This window comes from Thiothrix unzii (assembly GCF_017901175.1).
Taxonomy (GTDB): Bacteria; Pseudomonadota; Gammaproteobacteria; order Thiotrichales; family Thiotrichaceae; genus Thiothrix; species Thiothrix unzii.
Genome location: NZ_CP072793.1, coordinates 1,552,282 through 1,571,852 on the forward strand (window position 1 = coordinate 1,552,282; position 19,571 = coordinate 1,571,852).

Sequence of the window (19,571 nt, forward strand, 5' to 3'; positions counted from 1 at the left end):
TGTGTACAACTTGTTGGGTTAGCCTTGATAAAAATAACCTTGGCCTGACAAGCTCCTGTTCCTCTCTGGGAATTTTGAAACAACCTTAACGGGGGCGCAAGCCCCTTCTTTATACACTAAATTATCAATAGGTTAATCGTGATAGCTCATGTGAAAACACCGCGCCGCCCATTGTCGCTGCTGATTTTTCCACTAACGTAAAGACACCACATAACTCATGCCAGCCAATGCCTTGTGTCCAGTCCGGTAAGCTCACTGTGCCTTGCCCCTTGCGCGGCATAATGTAGCATCCTTGCGGGCGGTAAAGCAGGTTGTAAGGTCGATTTTCCCGATGTAACCCTTCAATGATTTTCCACGCTGCTTGTGCAGAGTCCGCACGCCAGCAGTGCAGCGGGTAGGCTTGTGTGCCGCCGTTATGCTGCCACTGAGCTGCTTCCACCGGAAATGCTGATGGGCGGATAAATCCCTGAAAATTCAGGTGATTCACCGAGGCATACGCGCCAACGCTATTAAACGCTATCCCAAATCCCGGTAGGTAGGTGGCTGTGTTGGTAGCCAATTCCATCATGCGCTCATGATAGGATTGCGTCAGAAATTGCGGCAGGGTGGCTTGCGGCTCAGGTACGATCAACGTATGCCAAGGCACGAATGGAAATTTGTTATACAACACCCGCAAGTTCATGCCTTCCGCTGTGCCTTCCCACAGGATTTCCGGGCGTAGAAAAGGCTTGTTGAAATGAAACTTATCAGCGGCAAACGCTTGGTGCAATTCGTGGAATACTTCGCCAGATACCCGCATAGGGCGTAGACCCCGCAACGGATTTATTACCAGTTCCCACGGTTCAGCACGTGCATATTCCCAACCCGAAAAAATCTCAATGCCGGTTTTCAGTAAAGCGGTGAACGTGGCGACATCATCCACGGGGCCGTCAGGCTGACGTTGTTGCAATTGTGCAAAAGTTTCACGCAAGGGTGTTGCAAGCTGTTGGCGTAATTGTGCGTCTTGCATACTGTTTGCTAGTACCAAGATAAACGCGCCCAAGCCATCGGGCGTGAGCATGTTTTGTAAACCGTCGGTAAAGCGGGCTTTGAAAGCGTCGGGTGAGGTGGTGAACAGCATGATGGTTACGCCTTGTTTGCTCGTGAAGGAATGGATAGTTATAGCAGCCACCATTCTTGTCAAGGTTTGGATACTTTATATTGATTGTTATGCAAAGCATTCTCATTTATATTAGCATCCGTTTCCAGCCACTAAAAACCCAATGCTATGCGCCTGATCCTTTCCTGCTTACTACTGCTGTTACCCCCCGTTGCTGCGGCGAATACGCCGCTGACTAGCAAAGCCGCATTGGGCGAAAAGTTATTTTCTGACGTAAACCTGTCGAAAAACCGCACGCAATCCTGCGCCACTTGTCACAATCCAGCACACGGTTTTGTGGATAATCGCAGCACGGCGGTGGGTAAAGCGGTTTCATTGGGTGACGATGGCAAATCCTTGGGCGATAGGAATGCACCGACGGCTGCTTATGCGAAGTTCAGCCCGGATTTTCACCAGAACAAAGCCGGTAAATACATCGGCGGGCAATTTCTGGATGGGCGTGAGCAAGATTTAGCAGGGCAGGCAGGTGGCCCGCCACTCAATCCGGTGGAAATGGGAATGCCGGACAAAGCGAGTGTAGTAGCGCGTTTGCAGGAAAATCAGGATTATGTCAGTGCGTTCAAACAGCTTTTCGGCGCAAGTGTTTTCGACAAACCGGAAACGGCTTACGCGGCGATGGCGGAAAGTTTGGGCGAGTTTGAGAAAACCGATCTGTTCGCACCGTTTGATTCCAAATATGACCGCTATTTGAAGGGTGAGGTCGATCTGACGGATCAGGAGTCCTTGGGCGAATCGTTATTCTTTTCTAATCAATTCACCAATTGTAACCGTTGCCATCAGTTAAAAACTTTTCCGGGTAGCGATGGCGAAACCTTCAGCAATTACCAGTACCATAACTTGGGCGTGCCAACCAATCAGGCCGTGCGTGCGGCGAATGGTAAAGCTAAAAATTTCGTCGACTACGGTTTGCTGGAACACCCGGATGTCGACGCAAAAACCGCCGATGGTAAATTTAAAGTGCCAACCTTACGCAATATTGCTGTGACCGCGCCGTATATGCACAACGGTGTGTTTGCCGATTTGCGCACGGTGGTATTGTTTTACGACAAATTTAACAACTCACAGCGAACCCTCAACCCGGAAACGGGTAAACCGTGGGACGCGCCAGAAGTTGATGCTAATCTGGCATTGCAGGAAAAGGAATTTCAAGCCCCAGCTTTGAAAGACGCAGAAGTTGATGCCTTAGTGGCATTTATGAAAACGCTGACGGATAAGCGTTACGAGCAATAATCACGTTGTTGGCTTCGTTAGCGGGAGCTGGATCACAATCCGTAACCCGCCGTCAGTTTTATTGAATGCGCGAATCGTGCCACCGTGACTTTCAATCGCCCGCCGTGCAATCGCCAACCCCAGTCCGTAACCGTTACGGCTGGCACTGGCGTTACTGCTGCGCTGGAACGGCTCGAAAATGCTCCCCAATTCCGCTTCGGGCACACCCGACCCTTGATCATCCACCGTCAGATGCAGGCGCGACGCGGTAGTATCGTGGTGAATCGCCAACGTTACTGCTGTATTTTCGGGCGTGTGGTGGATGGCATTGCGCACCACGTTTTCCAAAGCGCGATACAGCAATTCACCATGCCCCTGAATGATCGGATTGCCCTCGACATCGCACTGAAACACCACTTGGCGTGACAGCGCATTCGCCTCAAACCGCGCATCATCAATTACTGCATCGGCTAATTCCAGAATGTCGATGTATTCATCCAACGGCTGTGGTACGCCGGATTCGAGGCGCGAAAGCGTCAGCACTTCGCCCACCAAGGTATCCAAGCGTCCGGCTTCGTGTTCAATGCGGGCAAGGCTGCTGGCGACTTTTTCTGGCTGTTGATGCGCCAGACCGATGCTGGCTTGCAAGCGTGCCAGCGGGGAGCGCAGTTCGTGCGAAACGTCATGCAGCAAGCGGCGTTGCGAAGCCATTAGGATTTGCAGTTTGGTAGCCATATCGTCGAAATCGCGACCCAAATCAGCAATTTCATCACGCCGCGAACCAATTGTTGCGGTAACACGCTGGCTCAAATCGCCTTTGGCTGCGGCACGGAAGGCTTTGCGCAAAATGCCAATGGGTTGCGAGAAATACCAGGCCAGCAGGAAGCTGGATAAAAAGCTGACGGCAATGCCGGAGACAATCAGAGTTGGGGTAGAAATCCGGTGCGGTGGTGGCAGCCGTCGTTCTTGCTGGAATTGCGGGTATTGCCCCGCTAGTGGCGCGAACAGCACATAACTTTCTGCCCCGGTTTGGACTTGGCGGACGATGGGCAATTTGAGGTTTTTGCCAAGACTGGCGCGAACCCGTTGGAGGGTATCATCCGACACGGTGCGCTCTAGCAGCTCCTTGCCGTTAGCATCCACGGCGTAAATTTGCAGGTCTTGGGGGGCTTCATCGCGTTGTTCCAGCAACATATTGCGCATCGCCGCTGTGCCGCCATAGAGGAAGGTATTGGCTGCCGCTTTGACCGCGAGGACGGAGCTGGGGCGTATTACCACATCTTTTTCCATGTCCTGCAAATCGCTGTGGTGCAACCAGACCGCAATGCCAGTGACCCCGCCCGCCACCAGCAGCGTCAGCCAAAACGTGAGGAGGATTTTCCAAAACAGTCTGCCCATGTTTATTCCCCGATCAATTGGTAGCCGATGCCGCGCACGGTTTGGATACAGGAACGCCCATCCGGTAAGTTGCCGAGTTTGTGGCGGATGCTGCTCATGTGTACGTCGATGCTACGGTCGTAACGGGTCAGCGCTCGCCCTAAGCCGTGGGTGGAGAGATCGGCTTTGCTGACGGGTTGCCCGGCTTGACGGGCGAGCACTTCGAGCAGGTTGAATTCGGTGCTGGTGAGTTCTAACGGTTGCCCGTGCCAGAGGGTTTGGCGTTTTTCGGGGTAAAGGGTGAGTGCGCCAGTTTGCAGCGGTTCGTGATTCGTGGTGGTAGTGTCGCTGCTGGTGCGGCGTAGGATGGCGCGGATGCGGGCAACCAATTCACGCGGCATACACGGTTTTGGCACGTAATCGTCTGCACCCAGTTCCAAGCCGATAATGCGGTCGATGTCGTCGCCACGGGCGGTGAGCATCAGCACCGGCATTTTGCTGTGGGTGCGGATGCGGCTGAGGGCTTCGATACCGCTCATGCCGGGCATCATCACATCCAACACCACCAGCGCGTAATCGCCGTTGAGGGCTTCGCGCACCGCTGCGTCACCGTTATGCACAGCGGTGATGTCGAAACCTTCGCGTTCCAAGTATTCGGTCAGCATTGTGGTGAGTTCGATGTCGTCGTCGACCAGTAATAGCTTGCTCATGATTGTCTTCTGAGTGGTGTCATACCTTGAATCATACGGTGATTGAAATGCAAGGGCAGGGGGTTTTACATTTCTTTACACGGCTTTACACGACCAGTGCTGATGCATAAGTTCCGGTATGCTTCTGCCCAATGTTCGTCGGCGCGGTTGTCGGGGCAACCTTCGCGCAGCCACAAGTAATACGCGGTTTCGCGGATCAGGGCTTCGGTGGGTTCATTGCTGTGGAAATAGTTACATGTTTCGCTGACTGCATCGTAGGGCAGAGCGGCGAACCTGTCCCGCCCCGGTGTCGGTTGGGTATGCCGATAGCAGTCGGCGCGTAGTGGGCATAAGTCGCCATAGCAATACAGCATGATTCAATTCCTGACGGGTCAATAGTGCGCAGAGTGTATACTGACGGCGCGATGAGCGTACATGGAGAACAAGAATGACGAAGGTAAAACCGTGGTGCTGGCAAGTTGCCGCGAATGGTAACGGGCCTGATTGGTTGCTGCTGGCATACGTTACCTCTGATAGTGTTGCAGCATTGGCGCAGACACTCGTAAACACTACCCTCGATGGCTATAGCCTATGTGCTGATAGTCCCTACACTTTGATGGATAGCGCAAATGCGGATGCTTATCTGGGTAATTTGACGGGCAACGATCCACGTAATATTTGGGTGTATAACCTTGTCGAAATCCAAGGTGATTTGATCAAAATTGAGAGCGGTTACGGAGGGCGTGGTAGTGTGAACAGCCAAGTGGAAACCGATTTTTTGCTGCATTTGTTCGCCCTGCCAAACATCACCTTACAATCTTGGCAAGTGTTGGCAGGGGGCGAGGGTTACGATTACGTGGTCAGTGCGGCGGGGGCGGATGCGGGGAGTTTTATGGCGTATCTCTCCCCGGATTAAGTTATTTCGCGGCAATCACGCTATTCAACACTTCCACCGGATTGCGCTGATTTTGCTTAGCCACTGCATCCAGCGACACCATCGTCGCGTCCAGTTTTAAGCCTTGCGCCTGCAATTTCACCTGTAAGCCTTCCAAAGTGCTGCCCGTAATGCCAGCCAGTTTATCCAGTGGTGCATTGAGCAATACTTGACTGGCTTGCATTGCTCCCGGTGGCCCGCGACGTTCATCGCCACCCGGAATCAGCATGGAGGCAACCGTCAATATCGCAAAGAAAACGATTACCCCAACGGCAGCTTTTTGCGAAAAATACCGTGAAAATACTTTCCAGTTGGTCACGACATGCAAGCCCACGCCGATGACCATTGCCCAACTCAGCCATTCGTGCGTCACTTTGCTAATGCCCGGATTGATATGGAAAAACATTAAAATGCCGGTAATCGACATCAGCATAAACGCGCCAATCGTCAATGGTGTCGCCCAGCGGCGCAGGGTAGCAGTGTCCATGTGTTAATCTCCTGAAAAGTTTTGATGAGATAATGATTGCGGACATTTACCACCCATAACAGCATCTTTACCTATCTTTACATACGGTTTACCCACCTTTACGTCAGCCTGCGCCACACTCGTCCTATGGAAATTATTTATGGGACTACGTTTATGGCCTTCGCTCCACAACGCCTGCTGATTAGCCTCGCCATTTGCATGGCAACGGTCGCGTGTACGCCCGCCAGCATTCGCGATACCGCTACACCTGCCAGTACCACTCAAATTCACCCCAGTAGTACGGTTGCGCGTCAGCCAGTGCAGGCCAATTGGTGGCAAACGTTTAACGACCCGTTAATGACTGCGCTGATTCAAGAAGCCCTGCAAGCCAGTCCCGATATTAAAACTGCGCAAGCCAGTTTACGTGCTGCTCGTGCGCAACGTGTCACTGCCGGAGCAAGTTTATTACCCAGTTTATCCACTAGCGCATCCGCCCGCCGCAGCGATGGCAAGGACAGCTACAGCGCAAATCTTGATGCTAGTTGGGAAGCTGATATTTTTGGAGGCAACCATTTAGCGGATCAAGCCGCAGCCGCTGATTTACAAGCTACTCAAGCCAGTCTGGAAGATGTAAAAGCCTCGCTTGCCGCCGAAGTTGCCAGCAGTTACGTTAACTTACGTTTAACTCAAGCCCGTCTTGCTATTTCACGCCAAAGCCTTGCTGCCCGTGATGAAACCGTGCGTTTGATTGGGTTGAAACAACAAGCGGGGCTTGCCAGCGGTTTGGAAGTCGAACAATCCAAACTCAGTCTGGGGCAAACTCAAGCGCAACTCCCCGCGCTGGAAAGCAACATTAGCCAAACACAACACGCTTTAGCCATTCTCACCGGCAAAGAACCGAGCGCACTTAATTCACGTCTTGCGGCTGCCAAACCGATTCCGGCGGCTAGTGGGCAATTGCTTAATAATATTCCGGCAAACGCCATCCGCCAACGCCCTGATATTCGCGCCGCTGAATACAAAGTCACGGCGGCGGCTTTGCGTGTTGGTGAAGCCAAAGCTAATCTTTACCCCAGTTTTAATTTGGGCGGATCGCTCAATTTCAGCAGTTTAAGTCTCGCGGATTTGTTGGATACCAGCACGATGGTACGTTCCTTATTAGCATCAATCAGTGCGCCATTGTTTGACGGTGGGCGGCTTAAACAGCAGGTCGAAGCTAAAGATGCGGCGCGTGAACAAGCCGTTGCCAGTTACCAAAAAGCGGTATTGACCGCGTTGAAAGATGTCGCCAATGCCTTTGCCAGTTTGCAGGCTAATCGCGAACAGCAACCGATTTTAGCGAACAATGTCGCGCTTGCCCGTAGTGCCGAAAATTTAGCGCAACTCAGCTATCACGCCGGTACGGCAGATTTCCAAAACGTGCTGGAAGCGCAACGCAGCGTCTTGAGTGCGCAAGAAAGCCAGTTGGCAGCACAAGCAGAAAATACTCAGGCAATGATCAGCCTTTACAAAGCCATCGGCGGCGCGTGGTAGGAGAACCTTATGAGCAACCCAATCAATTCAACCACGAACGATTCCGTCAAAGCGGTATTGGCAGCAGGCGGCAAAAAGAAATCCCAAAGCAGCAAGGGCAAGTGGCTGCTGGCTCTGTTGGTCGCGGGGATTGTCTCAGGCGGCGCGGGCTATTACTTCATGGGGCAATCGCAAACCACAAGCCAAGCTAGCTACAAAACCACCCCCGTCAAAACCGGAAACCTCAGTGTCACGGTCACAGCAACCGGCAACTTAAAACCCAAGAATCAAGTCGATATTGGCACGGAACTATCGGGTACAGTCGATGAAGTCTTGGTAGAAGCTAATGCTGTGGTGACAAAAGGGCAGAAGTTGGCAAGCCTCAACACCACCCAGTTGCAAGACACCATTACCAAAGGCAAAGCGTCGCAGGCTTCTGCACAAGCCAAAGTGAAACAAGCTGCCGCCAGCGTCAAAGAAGCACGGACTAAACTCAACCGTTTACGCGAGTTGTACAGCGCATCCGGTGGTAAATTACCGGCTAAATCCGAACTGGATTCCGCTGTAGCGACGTTGGAACGCGCCCAAGCCGATGAAGCGGTTGCCAAAACTACGGTGACTTCTGCTACTGCCGAACTGCGTTCCTCGCAAACCAATCTCGGCAAAGCCATTATCACCTCACCGATTAACGGCGTAGTGCTGACCCGTACCGTCGAACCTGGGCAAACCGTCGCCTCGTCTTTGTCCGCGCCAACCTTGTTCACACTGGCAGAAGATTTGGCACAAATGGAAGTCGAAGTCGGTGTGGATGAAGCCGATGTCGGGCAAGTCAAAGCCGGGCAAAAAGCCGAATTCAGCGTGGACGCATGGCCGGGGCGCAAATACCCCGCCGAAATTACCCGCGTCAGCTTAGGGGCGGATACATCCAATAACGTGGTTTCCTACCTGACTGTATTAGCGGTGCAAAATACCGATCTGACCTTACGCCCCGGCATGACTGCCACCGCTACCATTAAAACCGAAGCGCGGGAAAATGTTCTGCTCATTCCCAATACCGCCCTGCGCTTTACCCCTGTGGTGGCTGCTGCGCCTGCGGCGGCGAGTGCCAATAGCAGCTTCATTTCTAAACTGATGCCGCGTCCGCCGGGAATGGGGACAGCCAAAAAACGCCCCAATGGCATATCACCCGCCGCCAGCCCCGATGGAATGCAAAAAATCTGGGTATTGGAAAACAACGCGCCCCTAGCCGTCGAAGTCAAAACCGGCATTAGCGATGGCAAGCAAACCGAAATCGTCAGCGGCGGCTTGAAAGAAGGAATGGCGGTAATCACCGAAAGCACCGGTGGTACAACAGGTGGCAAACCATGAGCGCGTTAATCGAATTACGCGGTATCACCAAAATCTACGGGCAAGGGCAGGCGAGCTTTAAGGCATTGCACGGGGTTAATATGACCATTGAGCAAGGCGATTTTGTCGCCATCATGGGGCCGAGTGGTTCGGGCAAATCTACTGCGATGAATATTCTGGGGTGTTTGGATGTCCCCAGCGGCGGTGAATACCTGTTCCGCGATGTGCATGTGGAACAATTGTCGCGCAACGAACGTGCTTTGTTGCGGCGGCATTATCTGGGTTTTGTGTTCCAAGGTTTCAACCTGTTGGCGCGGACTTCCGCACAGGAAAATGTGGAATTGCCGCTGTTGTATCGGGGCGAATCCACCGAAGCGCGTCATATTGCTGCCCAAGCCGCGCTGCAACAGGTGGGGCTGGAAGGTTGGGGGCATCATACTCCGGCAGAATTGTCCGGTGGGCAACAGCAACGGGTAGCGATTGCGCGGGCGATAGTCACCAACCCGACCATTTTGCTGGCAGATGAGCCGACTGGCAACCTCGACACCAAAACCAGTAACGAAATCATGACCTTGCTCACTGACCTGAATGAAAACAAGGGCATTACCGTACTCATGGTGACGCACGAACCGGATATGGCGGAATACGCCAAACGCATCATTCATTTCGTTGACGGCAATATCGACAGCGATGTGCGTAACCGTGCCATTGATAGCCAACAGAGGGTCGTCTGATGTTATGGAGCAGCTTTTTACTCGCTTTACGCGAGGTTCGCCGCAACTTATTGCGTTCCTTCCTGACGATTTTAGGGATTGTTATCGGCGTATCCGCCGTGATCACCATGGTGACGCTGGGCAATGGTGCAACCCAAGCGGTTAAAGATCAGGTCTCAAGTCTTGGCAGCAACCTGCTGCAAATTCGCAACGGGCAACGCATGATGGGGCCACCGGGTGGCGGCAGCACAGGTTCACCACCGTTTTCGCTAGAAGATGTCGCAGCTATCCGCAACCAAATCACCGGGCTGGCAGCGGTTGCACCAGAAGTGAGCAAGAGTGCCACGGTCGTTTCCATGTCAAACAACTGGTCAACCAGTGTCACAGGTTCGACCAACGATTTTTTCATTGCCGGAAGCTGGAAACTGGCATCAGGGCGCACCTTTAGTGAAGCAGAGGGTAAGGCGGGGCAAACCGTGTGCGTGATTGGGGAAACCATCCGCCGTGAATTGTTCGGTACGCAACAACCCGTGGGCGAGAGTTTGCGGGTGAATAACTTTTCTTGCGAAATCATCGGTATATTGGTATCCAAAGGGCAAGCGTCGATGGGGCGCGATCAGGATGATACCGTCATTATGCCGATCAAAGCGGTGCAACGGCGTTTGACCGGCAATCAGAATGTGTCCAGCATTCAAGTGTCGGTTGCGGACGAAAACGACATTACTAGCGTCAAAGAGCAATTGACCAACTTGATGCGCGAACGCCGCAGGTTGGGGGAAGACAAGGACGACAATTTCAACGTACAAGACACGCGCCAAATTGCCGAAGCGATGTCTGGCACGACCCAGATTATGACCATGTTGTTAGCGGCAGTGGCTTCGGTCAGCTTGCTGGTAGGCGGGATCGGCATTATGAATATTATGCTGGTGTCTGTGACCGAACGTACCCGCGAAATCGGTATCCGGCTGGCGATTGGGGCATTGGAGCGCGAAGTGTTACTGCAATTTTTGATCGAGGCGGTGGTGCTGGCTTCCCTTGGCGGCTTGGTCGGGATTGGGTTGGCAACGCTGGCATCCATCGCATTGTCGCAGGTGATGAATGTGCCGTATACCTTCAACGTGAGCATCAACTTGCTGTCGTTTGTGTTTTCGGCTGGGATTGGCGTGTTGTTTGGGTACATGCCTGCGAAACGCGCTGCGCGGCTTGACCCGATTGATGCGTTGCGGCACGAGTAAGGTTGTGTGAAGTTTGCGATATTTTGTAACAAATTTAATAATTCTCAACGCCGTATCGCTCTCAATAGCGATAAAATGCCGCATTTAATCTTGGAGCTTGGTAAGCATGTACGCAGTTAGATTTTTGGCATTGGCAATCGTCATCAGTAGCGTCGTTGGTTTAGGAGCTTGCTCGAAAACAGAAACTGCGGCGGCAGACAGCGCGACCGCCTCTGCTCAACAGGGTTCAGTGAGTAATATCTCCAATGATGAATTACAAGCTTTGTTGGATAAAAAAGTAACCTTGATCGACATTCGTTTGCCAGAAGAATGGCAGCAAACCGGCATCGTCGCTGATAGCCACCGGATTACCTTATTCCAGAAAGACGGTTCTGTTACGCCGGATTTTTTGGCAAAAGTCCAAAAAGTTGCTGCACCGGATAAGCCGGTTGCCCTGATTTGCCGTACCGGAAACCGGACACGTGCCGGGGCGGAAATGTTGGCACAAGTGGGTTACAAGCAGGTATATAACGTTACCCACGGGATTACGGGCTGGATCAAAGCTGATAAACCAGTGGTGCGGTAGTAACGGTAACTTGGTAGAGACGCAAGATTTTGCGTCTCTACCCAAACAGGGATTTTTCACTAGACACGGCTTCTCGTCTTTGTTTGAATCAGCCCCTTTTGCGGGATATTCGCTGTGGAAGCTTTTTTAGTCTCAACCGGCATTGTTGCCCTCGCTGAAATCGGCGATAAAACCCAACTCCTTTCTCTCGTTCTCGCGGCAAAATTTCGCCGTCCGATTCCTATTATTCTCGGTATCTTGGTTGCCACCTTGCTGAATCATGCGGGTGCAGGAGCTGTCGGCGCGTGGGTCACGACTTTCTTAGGTGAAAATGCCTTACGCTGGATTTTAGGCTTATCGTTTCTGGCAATGGCGGTATGGATTATGATCCCTGATAAACTGGATGACGATGATGTAAAAGTCGATGCCACACACTACGGTATTTTCGGCGCAACGCTAGTGGCATTTTTCCTCGCAGAAATGGGTGATAAAACCCAGATTGCTACTGTGGCATTAGCAGCACAATACGCATCGTTGTTCTGGGTCGTGGCTGGAACCACCTTAGGCATGATGATTGCCAATGTCCCAGCGGTGTTACTCGGCGATAAAATGGCTAATAACTTACCTTTGAAGCTGGTACATGGTATTGCAGCGGCTATTTTCGCGGTACTGGGCGTGTTGGCGTTGTTAGGCGTTGGCTGACAACATTTAGCAGCGATTAATGTTAGAATCCCGGTTCGATTTTTAACGTTGGTCACTCTATATGCACGCTCACGATGCAACGCCGCTTACTTGGTTTTTCGCTTGCCCGCAATTTATTGAACCCTTATTAGCCAATGAACTCACCAGTTTAGGGGCCCAGCAAGTCAAAATCGGTCATGCAGGTGTGCAGGCGCACGGGGATTTAACCTTTGCCTACACCGCTTTGTTGTGGAGTCGGTTAGCATCCAGAGCCACGCTGCAATTAGCCAGCGGCTTTGGAAAAAATCAGCAAGAATTATTGGTTCTGTTGCAGAGCATTCCTTGGGACGAACATTTACGCGCCAATGGCAGTTTGAAAGTCCGTTTCTTTGGGCTAAATGACGATATTCGCAATACGCAATTCGGGGCGCAGTGGGTAAAAGACCAAATTGCTGACTATTTCGTGGCGCGTGAAGGCATTCGCCCTAATGTTAGTAATGAACCTGATCTTGTGGTTGTAGTCAATTTGCACAAAGGCAATGCCAGCGTCGGTATCGAACTGAATCAACACAGCCTACATCATCGCGGTTATCGTCAAGCGGATAGCCGTGCTGCAATGCGTGAAAACCTTGCAGCAGCCGTTTTAGTGCGTGCCGGTTGGCCTGAACTAATCGCCAGCGACGCAACAACGCTGGCCTTATTTGACCCCATTTGCGGCGCAGGCACGCTCTTGATTGAAGGCGCGTTAATGGCTTTGGATATTGCCCCCGGCTTATTGCGTACCAATACCGTGGCAGAACGTTGGTTAGGTCACGATGCAAATTTATGGCAACAACTGTGGAATAATGCCGAACAACGTCGCACTGAAGGCTTGGCAAAAGAAGCCCGTTACGTATTTTGGGGGAATGACTCTAATCCGGCGGAATTAATCGCTGCTCGTGCCGATTGGCGTTCTATCGACTTACCTGCTGCACGTTGGACGCAAGGCGCGTTAACCGCTATGCCGGAAGCTTCAGCCGCCGCCAGCGGTTTAATCATCAACCATACCCCATATCAAACCAGCATGACCGCCGCCGCATTACAACCACTCTATCAAGCACTTGGACAGTGGATGGCGCGTTTACCAGCAACATATCACGGCGCATTATTTGCCGATGCCAACGCACCGATTCCCTTAACCAATTTGTTTTACAGTAAAGAATACCGTTTTGTTAACAGCGAAGACGAATGTAAGCTTTACACCTTCAATCAATTAGCTCAAAAAGAACGTCCAACGGATTGGTTTTCTGAGGATTTAGCCAATCGCATTCTCAAGAATTTACGCAAACTGAAACCACTGATCAAACGCGGCGATTCCGATGCTTATCGGGTTTATGACGCGGATATTCCCGAATACGCGATTGCCGTTGATCGTTATGCCGACTGGTTACACGTACAAGAATACGCTCCACCTAAAACGATTGACGAAAAAACTGCAAAACACCGTTTAGAACAAGCGTTAATGACCTTGCCAAACGTGCTGGACGTAAATCCTAACCACATCGTGTTAAAACAACGTAAACAACAAAAAGGTAAAAGCCAGTACGAAAAACAGGGCAGGGCAGAGCAAGCCTTACACGTGACCGAACACTGCGTGACTTTTAAAGTAAACCTCACCGATTACTTAGATACCGGTTTGTTTTTAGATCATCGACCGATGCGCTACTGGCTGCAACAACATGCCAAAGATAAGCGCGTGTTGAATTTATTTTGCTATACCGGAACTGCAAGCGTTCATGCCGCAGTCGGCGGTGCAAGTCGTGTTGATAGCGTCGATATGTCAGCCACGTACCTCGCTTGGGCGCGTGAAAACTTAGCCTTAAACGGTTTTCAACATGATCCTTACCGCCGTTACCGTTTCATTCAAGATAACGTGCTGGACTGGTTAAGTGAGTGCAATGAGCAATATGACCTGATTTTTCTTGACCCGCCAACCTTCAGCAATTCCAAGCGTATGGAAGGTGCATTCGATGTACAGCGTGACCATATCGCCCTGATAAACGATGCAATGCGGGTATTGAGCGCGGAAGGAACACTGATTTTTTCTAATAATTTCAGAAAGTTCCAATTAGATCCTGAAGTAGAGGCTAAGTACCAAGTACAGGATTATCGTAAAGCATCCTTACCGTTAGACTTTGAACGTGATCCTAAAATTCACGGTTGCTGGTTGATCAAACACCGCTAAACACACAAAACGCCTGCTCTTCTCATGATAAACGTGGGAAGAGTGGGAAGTTATTTGAAGCCTTCAAAAAATTTTATTAAACGTACTTACGTAAAAAATACTATTAACTTTTAAAACAGTTAGTTATACTGATAATAGTTGCATTTTTTAGTAAAATTATTTACATACTTAGGTCATTAACGGAGAACACTCGATATGAGTAACGTCGTCCGCTTACACGATAACAGTGCGCACCACACCATTGAGGTTGAAGAAGTACCTTCAGAATTTCCTGTGCCTGATTCCGGGTGTTACTACGGAATTGCCGGACGTTTTGCTCAAGAGGCTTGTGCGCAGTCAGAAGCTGATCCAGTCGGGGTTTTGATGCATCTGTTGACGTGGGCTGGGGCGTATTTCGGTAATCGTGCCGTGTTGCGTTTAGGTGATGTGGAAGCTCCACCGCGTTTGTTTTGCGTCACCGCTAGTTCAGCCGGTGGCGGTAAAGGTACAGCCGCCGCGCCAGTAAGAAAACTGATGCGTGATTACGTCGATGTGCAATTGCGGCGCATGGGTTTGTCGCCTGCGTTATACCGCGATGGGCCGATGTCGAGTGGGGAAGGGCTGGCATGGGCGGTTCGTGACCCGGCAGATACCGAAGACGAGGATGGCAATCCGACTGACAAAGGTATTCCAGACAAACGTTTAATGATTTTGGAAGAAGAATTTGCGGCGGTGCTACAAGCAGCACGACGCGAAGGTAATACGGTATCAGCCGCGATCCGGCGTTTTTGGGATACCGGCAACTTTTCACCGTTGACCAAAAATAACCGGGTAACTGTAACAGATGCGCACGTGTGTTTTGTGGCGCACATTACCTACGAAGAATTGGTGAAACGCTTGGAGCAAAGCGAATACGCCACTGCTTTAGCCAGCCGGATTTTGTGGGTTTGCGTGCGTCGCCCGAAAATTGTCGCGATTCCTGAAAGTATTCCTGTGGGGCGAATGCTGAATTACGCCGATGAGATTGCTAAAGCCATCCAATTTTCTTCCGAAACCAATGAGTTAAGTCTCACTTCAGAAGCGTTAACGGTTTGGAGTACTTTGGCGATTTCACTCGCTAAAGCCAATACACCGATGTCAGAACGTTCGCGTATGCAGGTATTACGCATCGCTTGTATTTTCGCTCTCCTGGATTGCACGGCACAAGTGGAAGCACATCACCTGCGAGCTGCGGCGCATTTATGGGATTACTGCTTGGGTAGTGTGGCGTACATTTTTGAAGGTGAGCAGAACGAAGATGCCAACAAGATTTTGGCGGCATTACGTAAACACGGTGGGTTAACTACCACGCAGATTCGGATCAATGTGTTCCAGCAAAATATCAAATCAGCGACGATGAATACCTTGCTTAAGTCATTGGAAACACAAGGAAGAATTCGTCGGAGTACGCGTCACCGTAATGACGGGCGCAGTGGCAAACCCGCAACGGTGTTCGAGTTAGTGAAGCACTAAATACGTTAACTAAAACTTTATATAAAAATCATAAGTAAATAATTTAATTGAATTTAGTATAAATTACGTAAGTACGTTTTCTAAACATTTTATTTTATAGAGAAAGCGGCAAAAAATCTCTTTCCCATTCCTCCCCTGACAAGGGGAGGTTAGGAGAGCTACTTCTTACTTCTGTGGTAATTGCACTCGAATGTTCAATTCACGAAGCTGTTTCATACTAACTTCAGCAGGTGCATTCGTTAACGGGCAAGCTGCGGTTTGGGTCTTAGGGAACGCCATAACATCACGAATTGATTGACTACCTGTCATCAACATGATCAAACGATCCAAGCCGAACGCTAAACCACCGTGCGGAGGGCAACCGTATTTCAACGCATTCAGCAAGAAACCAAATTTTTCTTCGGCTTCTTCATCAGAAATACCCAACAGTTTGAATACCGATTTCTGCATTTCCATACTGTGAATACGTACTGAGCCACCACCTACTTCCGTGCCGTTTAATACCATGTCGTAAGCAATCGACAGAGCTTCCCCCGGATTAGCCAACAGCTCTTCTGGCGTACCTTTGGGTGCGGTGAATGGGTGGTGCAGGGCAACCCAACGCTTGTCTTTGTCATCCCACTCGAACATAGGGAAATCGACAACCCACAATGCTGCCCATTCGCCTTGCACTAAGCCACGGTCATGACCCAGCTTAACGCGCAATGCACCTAGTGCATCGTTGACTACACGTGATTTATCTGCGCCAAAGAAGATTAAGTCGCCAGTTTGTGCGCCAGTACGTTGCATAATCCCTGAGACGGTTTCATCCGGCAGGAATTTCAGAATAGGGGACTGCAAACCTTCACGACCTGCGGCAACGTCATTAACCTTGATGTACGCCAAGCCCTTTGCACCGTAACGCCCTACAAACGTGGTGTAATCGTCGATTTCTTTACGGGACAGTTCACCACCTTGCGGTAAACGCATCGCTACTACGCGGCTGTCAGGGTCTTTAGCAGGCGCGGAAAACACCTTGAACTCGACGTTTTCCATCAAGTCACTAACTTCGATGAATTCCAATGGAACCCGCATATCCGGCTTGTCGGAACCAAAGCGATGCATGGCTTCTGAGTAAGCCATCCGAGGTAACGGGTTAGGTAATTCAACGCCCAAAGTTTCCTTGAACGTCGCCCGCATCATTTCTTCCATCAAGCCCATAATGGCATTGTCATCCATAAAGGACGTTTCAATATCCAACTGGGTGAATTCAGGCTGACGATCTGCGCGTAAATCTTCGTCACGGAAGCAACGTGCAAACTGGTAGTAACGATCCATGCCTGACATCATCAGCAATTGCTTAAACAACTGTGGTGACTGGGGCAGGGCGAAGAATGATCCCGGATGGGTGCGGCTAGGTACCAGATAATCACGCGCACCTTCAGGGGTAGCTTTGGTCAACATCGGAGTTTCAATGTCTAAAAAGCCGTGATCTTCGAGGAAACGCCGCAAAAAGCCGGTAACTTTCGCACGGGTTTGCATCCGCTTTTGCATTTCAGGACGGCGCAAATCAATATAGCGGTAAGTTAAACGGGTTTCTTCACCAACGTTTTCTTCGTCTAATTGGAAGGGTGGAGTAACGGCTTCGTTCAGCACCTTTAATTCCAAGCCCAACAGTTCGACTTGACCGCTGCGTAAATTAGCGTTTTCAGTTCCGGCAGGGCGGCGACGCACTTTTGCCACGACTTGTAGCACGTATTCATTACGCACGCGCTCGGCTGTTTGAAAAACTTCAGCACGATCGGGGTCAAATACCACTTGCACTAAACCTTCACGGTCACGCAAGTCGATAAAAATAACACCGCCGTGGTCACGCCGACGGTTTACCCATCCGCACAAAGTCACTTGCTGGTCTAGCAGGGCTTCATCCACCTGCCCGCAATAATGGCTACGCATCGCTAATTCCTATTTCGATCTACTTCTAGGCACTTAAGCTAGGAGACTTATTTTGTAAAGGCGGGAATGTTAAGCTTTGATAAGCGAGTGTGCAAGCGTGAATCAGCGAAGAAAACCAAGGGCATGACAAGATAATGCTGCCATGCCCAGTAATCGGTTTAGAGTGTTGAGAAAACTGCACCGACAGAGTACATATTGGCTTTTATATCACCACCAATACGTTCGTATTCACCACGAACACCCCAGTTTTCATCCATTTTGTAAGTAGCACCTGCACCTAGCAGGAAATCAGTACCATTGTCCGTGCCATCAGAATCCCAAGCAATCATGCCCGCTTTACCAAAGGCTTCAAGATTATCTGCTACCGGCATACTGTATAAACCAGCCGCACTTATACCAGTTACTTTATTGGAACCGCTGCTAGCAATGCTGTGATAAGCACCTTCTACAGCTATATCAGAAGTAATTTCGTAACCACCGTATAATTTCCAGTTACTGCTGTCGCACTCCGCAGAACCTGTACAGTCAGCTTGGGTTTTACCTAAACTGACACCGCCGTAAATCGTGCCGCCATCGCCTTCACTGGAAGAACCAAACAGATCATCCGCCGCCATTACTTGCCCGGTGGCACAAACAGCAAGAGCTGCAATTAATAGTTGTTTTTTCATAGCCCGAATCCTCTTTTATTTGTTGTGGAAGCTACCTTCGTTGATTTTAAGGTGTTGTATTCACAGCAAGCAATGAGCGAAGGAGGGTTTCAGATGAATGGCAGACAATTTGACATGACCCGGTGAAAAACCGGGCATGAGGGCAGGGAAGTGCGTTATTGGCAAGCAGGACAAGCACCCGTACCGCACGCCGCAGAAGGGGCTGCATCGGTGGTAGCGACGTTTTTCTTGTTACCGGCTTTAAAGTCCGTTTCGTACCAACCACCACCACTTAAACGGAATGCTGCTGCCGTTACTTTTTTGCTTAATGCTGGTTGCTGGCAAGCGGGACAATCGGTTAATGGTGCATCTGCCATTTTCTGTAAGGCTTCTAACTCGTGACCACAAGATGCGCACTGATAAGCATAAATCGGCATGGAAATTTCTCCTGAGAAAACAAAGCATCAATCAATATTAGCACCTAATAATAAGGATGTGATTGCCTGAATTCAATGAATCACGTTACATTGTGGGTTTTCGTGGTCACAGGAAGCGATAACAACGATGCGTAATGTATTGATTACAGGGTGTTCTAGCGGTATTGGCTATTGTGTGGCTAAAGGCTTACGTGAGCGTGGCTACCAGGTATTTGCCTCAGCCCGCAAGCCAGAAGATGTCGAAAAGCTGGAAAGGGAAGGGTTTAAGACCTTGCAATTAGACTTAGCAGACCCGGAAAGCGTGCAGGATGCGGTTTATGAGTTAATGTTGCGTACTAACAGTGAGTTATACGCAGTTTTTCACAACGGTGGTTACGGGCAAGCAGGTGCTTTGGAAGACTTGTCGCGTGAAGCCTTGGAAAAGCAGTTTGCTACCAATGTATTCGGGTGGCATCAGCTCACCAATATGCTCATGCCATTATTCCGGCAACGTAATGAAGGGCGTATTATTTACAACAGCTCGTTACTGGGTTACGTGGCGTTGCCGTATCGCGGGGCTTACAATGCCAGCAAATACGCAATTGAAGGCATTGCAGACACGCTGCGTTTAGAGCTGGTCAATACTGACATCAAGGTCTGTTTGATTGAACCTGGCCCCATTGAGAGCCGTTTTCGTGCCAATGCGTTGCAAGCTCTCAAAGAACAGGTGAGTATTGAGCAAAGTCCGCATCGGTTATCTTACGAAGGCACGATTCGCCGTTTGGAAAAAGAAGGCCCGGCGGCACCTTTTACGTTACCGCCAGAAGCGGTGTTGGCTAAAGTGATTCACGCGCTCGAAAGCCCGAATCCGAAAGTACGTTACCCGGTGACATTTCCAGCGCATTTGTTTTGGGCATTGCGGCGATTGCTGCCGGGCAAGTGGCTGGATCGCGTATTACTGAAAATCTCATCCGATGAAAATCAATAGGTGT

The 19,571-nt window shown here is 50.4% G+C and carries 19 protein-coding genes; 11 read left to right on the forward strand and 8 right to left on the reverse strand.

Annotated features, from left to right (window positions below):
* Positions 1-124: 124 nt before the first annotated feature.
* Positions 125-1,120 (reverse strand): GDP-D-glucose phosphorylase 1 family protein, encoded by a 996-nt coding sequence (locus J9260_RS07875; protein ID WP_210220456.1) that lies wholly within the window; start codon positions 1,118-1,120, stop codon positions 125-127.
* Between the two features lie 147 nt (positions 1,121-1,267).
* Here J9260_RS07875 and J9260_RS07880 point away from each other — a divergent pair, with 147 nt between their 5' ends.
* The gene (locus tag J9260_RS07880) at positions 1,268-2,389 is read left to right on the forward strand and encodes a cytochrome-c peroxidase (protein WP_210220457.1); all 1,122 of its coding nucleotides are present in this window, start codon (positions 1,268-1,270) and stop codon (positions 2,387-2,389) included.
* Here the strand turns inward: J9260_RS07880 and J9260_RS07885 are convergent, their stop codons facing one another.
* The 3 genes from J9260_RS07885 to J9260_RS07895 form a co-directional block, all read right to left on the reverse strand.
* Entirely contained in the window at positions 2,390-3,766 is a 1,377-nt protein-coding gene (locus tag J9260_RS07885) for an ATP-binding protein (RefSeq protein WP_210220458.1), read from the reverse strand.
* A 2-nt stretch (positions 3,767-3,768) separates the two neighbouring features.
* Entirely contained in the window at positions 3,769-4,455 is a 687-nt protein-coding gene (locus tag J9260_RS07890; protein ID WP_210220459.1) for a response regulator transcription factor, read from the reverse strand.
* A gap of 65 nt (positions 4,456-4,520) precedes the next feature.
* On the reverse strand, positions 4,521-4,808 hold the full coding sequence (locus J9260_RS07895; protein WP_210220460.1) for a DUF2934 domain-containing protein: 288 nt from the start codon (positions 4,806-4,808) through the stop codon (positions 4,521-4,523).
* Between the two features lie 74 nt (positions 4,809-4,882).
* On the opposite strand from J9260_RS07895, the gene J9260_RS07900 reads away from it, so the two are divergent.
* The gene (locus J9260_RS07900) at positions 4,883-5,350 is read left to right on the forward strand and encodes a hypothetical protein (RefSeq protein WP_210220461.1); all 468 of its coding nucleotides are present in this window, start codon (positions 4,883-4,885) and stop codon (positions 5,348-5,350) included.
* 1 nt (position 5,351) lies between these two features.
* Here J9260_RS07900 and J9260_RS07905 read toward each other — a convergent pair whose 3' ends face one another.
* Complete coding sequence (locus tag J9260_RS07905; RefSeq protein ID WP_210220462.1) at positions 5,352-5,855, reverse strand: DUF4405 domain-containing protein; 504 nt, start codon at positions 5,853-5,855, stop codon at positions 5,352-5,354.
* A 153-nt stretch (positions 5,856-6,008) separates the two neighbouring features.
* On the opposite strand from J9260_RS07905, the gene J9260_RS07910 reads away from it, so the two are divergent.
* The 8 genes from J9260_RS07910 (at position 6,009) to J9260_RS07945 (ending at position 15,581) form a co-directional block, all read left to right on the forward strand.
* Positions 6,009-7,367 (forward strand): efflux transporter outer membrane subunit, encoded by a 1,359-nt coding sequence (locus tag J9260_RS07910; RefSeq protein ID WP_210220463.1) that lies wholly within the window; start codon positions 6,009-6,011, stop codon positions 7,365-7,367.
* Between the two features lie 9 nt (positions 7,368-7,376).
* Positions 7,377-8,714 carry an efflux RND transporter periplasmic adaptor subunit gene (locus J9260_RS07915; protein ID WP_210220464.1) on the forward strand — a complete coding sequence of 446 codons (1,338 nt, stop codon included), beginning with the start codon at positions 7,377-7,379 and terminating at the stop codon, positions 8,712-8,714.
* Complete coding sequence (locus tag J9260_RS07920) at positions 8,711-9,427, forward strand: ABC transporter ATP-binding protein (protein ID WP_210220465.1); 717 nt, start codon at positions 8,711-8,713, stop codon at positions 9,425-9,427. The genes J9260_RS07915 and J9260_RS07920 overlap by 4 nt, the downstream gene beginning before the upstream one ends.
* On the forward strand, positions 9,427-10,641 hold the full coding sequence (locus J9260_RS07925; protein WP_210220466.1) for an ABC transporter permease: 1,215 nt from the start codon (positions 9,427-9,429) through the stop codon (positions 10,639-10,641). Before J9260_RS07920 ends, J9260_RS07925 begins: the two co-directional genes overlap by 1 nt.
* A gap of 106 nt (positions 10,642-10,747) precedes the next feature.
* Positions 10,748-11,206 (forward strand): rhodanese-like domain-containing protein, encoded by a 459-nt coding sequence (locus J9260_RS07930; RefSeq protein ID WP_210220467.1) that lies wholly within the window; start codon positions 10,748-10,750, stop codon positions 11,204-11,206.
* A 114-nt stretch (positions 11,207-11,320) separates the two neighbouring features.
* Complete coding sequence (locus tag J9260_RS07935) at positions 11,321-11,887, forward strand: TMEM165/GDT1 family protein (protein ID WP_210220468.1); 567 nt, start codon at positions 11,321-11,323, stop codon at positions 11,885-11,887.
* Between the two features lie 61 nt (positions 11,888-11,948).
* Positions 11,949-14,090: a bifunctional 23S rRNA (guanine(2069)-N(7))-methyltransferase RlmK/23S rRNA (guanine(2445)-N(2))-methyltransferase RlmL gene (gene rlmKL / locus J9260_RS07940; RefSeq protein WP_210220469.1), complete on the forward strand. Its 2,142-nt coding sequence runs from the start codon at positions 11,949-11,951 to the stop codon at positions 14,088-14,090.
* A 195-nt stretch (positions 14,091-14,285) separates the two neighbouring features.
* Positions 14,286-15,581, forward strand: coding sequence for a helix-turn-helix domain-containing protein (locus J9260_RS07945; RefSeq protein ID WP_210220470.1), 1,296 nt, complete (start codon positions 14,286-14,288; stop codon positions 15,579-15,581).
* Between the two features lie 165 nt (positions 15,582-15,746).
* Here J9260_RS07945 and aspS read toward each other — a convergent pair whose 3' ends face one another.
* The 3 genes from aspS to J9260_RS07960 all read right to left on the reverse strand — a co-directional run bounded on the left by aspS (position 15,747) and on the right by J9260_RS07960 (position 18,600).
* Positions 15,747-17,516: an aspartate--tRNA ligase gene (gene aspS / locus J9260_RS07950; protein WP_210220471.1), complete on the reverse strand. Its 1,770-nt coding sequence runs from the start codon at positions 17,514-17,516 to the stop codon at positions 15,747-15,749.
* Between the two features lie 158 nt (positions 17,517-17,674).
* Positions 17,675-18,184 carry a porin family protein gene (locus J9260_RS07955; protein WP_210220472.1) on the reverse strand — a complete coding sequence of 170 codons (510 nt, stop codon included), beginning with the start codon at positions 18,182-18,184 and terminating at the stop codon, positions 17,675-17,677.
* Between the two features lie 155 nt (positions 18,185-18,339).
* Entirely contained in the window at positions 18,340-18,600 is a 261-nt protein-coding gene (locus J9260_RS07960) for an FmdB family zinc ribbon protein (protein WP_210220473.1), read from the reverse strand.
* A 127-nt stretch (positions 18,601-18,727) separates the two neighbouring features.
* Here J9260_RS07960 and J9260_RS07965 point away from each other — a divergent pair, with 127 nt between their 5' ends.
* A complete protein-coding gene (locus tag J9260_RS07965) occupies positions 18,728-19,567 on the forward strand; it encodes an SDR family oxidoreductase (RefSeq protein ID WP_210220474.1) in 840 nt (279 codons plus the stop codon).
* Positions 19,568-19,571 lie beyond the last annotated feature (4 nt).

Bases quoted from the DNA above. Each gene is read 5' to 3' on its own strand.
- J9260_RS07875 (WP_210220456.1), bottom strand. From the start codon at position 1,120: ATGCTGTTCACCACCTCACCCGACGCTTTCAAAGCCCGCTTTACCGAC.
- J9260_RS07880 (WP_210220457.1), top strand. From the start codon at position 1,268: ATGCGCCTGATCCTTTCCTGCTTACTACTGCTGTTACCCCCCGTTGCT.
- J9260_RS07885 (WP_210220458.1), bottom strand. From the start codon at position 3,766: ATGGGCAGACTGTTTTGGAAAATCCTCCTCACGTTTTGGCTGACGCTG.
- J9260_RS07890 (WP_210220459.1), bottom strand. From the start codon at position 4,455: ATGAGCAAGCTATTACTGGTCGACGACGACATCGAACTCACCACAATG.
- J9260_RS07895 (WP_210220460.1), bottom strand. From the start codon at position 4,808: ATGCTGTATTGCTATGGCGACTTATGCCCACTACGCGCCGACTGCTAT.
- J9260_RS07900 (WP_210220461.1), top strand. From the start codon at position 4,883: ATGACGAAGGTAAAACCGTGGTGCTGGCAAGTTGCCGCGAATGGTAAC.
- J9260_RS07905 (WP_210220462.1), bottom strand. From the start codon at position 5,855: ATGGACACTGCTACCCTGCGCCGCTGGGCGACACCATTGACGATTGGC.
- J9260_RS07910 (WP_210220463.1), top strand. From the start codon at position 6,009: ATGGCCTTCGCTCCACAACGCCTGCTGATTAGCCTCGCCATTTGCATG.
- J9260_RS07915 (WP_210220464.1), top strand. From the start codon at position 7,377: ATGAGCAACCCAATCAATTCAACCACGAACGATTCCGTCAAAGCGGTA.
- J9260_RS07920 (WP_210220465.1), top strand. From the start codon at position 8,711: ATGAGCGCGTTAATCGAATTACGCGGTATCACCAAAATCTACGGGCAA.
- J9260_RS07925 (WP_210220466.1), top strand. From the start codon at position 9,427: ATGTTATGGAGCAGCTTTTTACTCGCTTTACGCGAGGTTCGCCGCAAC.
- J9260_RS07930 (WP_210220467.1), top strand. From the start codon at position 10,748: ATGTACGCAGTTAGATTTTTGGCATTGGCAATCGTCATCAGTAGCGTC.
- rlmKL (WP_210220469.1), top strand. From the start codon at position 11,949: ATGCACGCTCACGATGCAACGCCGCTTACTTGGTTTTTCGCTTGCCCG.
- J9260_RS07945 (WP_210220470.1), top strand. From the start codon at position 14,286: ATGAGTAACGTCGTCCGCTTACACGATAACAGTGCGCACCACACCATT.
- aspS (WP_210220471.1), bottom strand. From the start codon at position 17,516: ATGCGTAGCCATTATTGCGGGCAGGTGGATGAAGCCCTGCTAGACCAG.
- J9260_RS07955 (WP_210220472.1), bottom strand. From the start codon at position 18,184: ATGAAAAAACAACTATTAATTGCAGCTCTTGCTGTTTGTGCCACCGGG.
- J9260_RS07960 (WP_210220473.1), bottom strand. From the start codon at position 18,600: ATGCCGATTTATGCTTATCAGTGCGCATCTTGTGGTCACGAGTTAGAA.
- J9260_RS07965 (WP_210220474.1), top strand. From the start codon at position 18,728: ATGCGTAATGTATTGATTACAGGGTGTTCTAGCGGTATTGGCTATTGT.